General features: G+C 33.1%; 1 pseudogene. It reads left to right on the forward strand.

Annotated features, from left to right (window positions below):
* Positions 1-77: 77 nt before the first annotated feature.
* Positions 78-329: pseudogene (locus RB298_RS00505) on the forward strand (Imm3 family immunity protein); the annotation flags it as partial.
* Positions 330-544 lie beyond the last annotated feature (215 nt).

The raw sequence follows: 544 nt of genomic DNA on the forward strand, positions 1-544 counted from the left end.
GTCTTAGGTGCACGAGCATTACTAGGTGATAATAATCCAAGAATCGAGCAAAAAAGGGCAGAGCTAATTGTTTTACGGATGAATTTAATAATTTAGGCAAGGTAGAAGATTTTATTGCGGACACTGCTATTGGAGAAATTGCAATTACCCATGAGCAAGTTTTCGTTAATCACATTAGAGGTATAACAGGGAGGTTAGGGGAATTTAACCCAAAAGAAGCGGAAGACGAGCTAACATTAGACGAAATAAAAGATTTATTGCCACGAATGAATAAAGTAATAGAAGGACTAAAGCATGTAAAAGCCGATCATAACCCTTCAGTGGAATAATAACATTACTTAAGTACGTGATGATGAATGGCAATTTGCTAAGGTATATGAGTACTGCTATTGTCTAATGAATGAGTTTTGAGCAGAAGGTCTTTATTTAATATATAGAACATTTGTAATATATTTACTTTTGACAGATTGTTAGTATTTGGTATATCCTATTTTTGGATTAAGAGTTACGTAGGTTTAACTCTGTATACATAAAATACTAATTG

Source organism: Priestia sp. BR_2 (genome assembly GCF_041954005.1).
GTDB classification, from domain to species: Bacteria; Bacillota; Bacilli; order Paenibacillales; family Paenibacillaceae; genus Paenibacillus_AQ; species Paenibacillus_AQ lautus_A.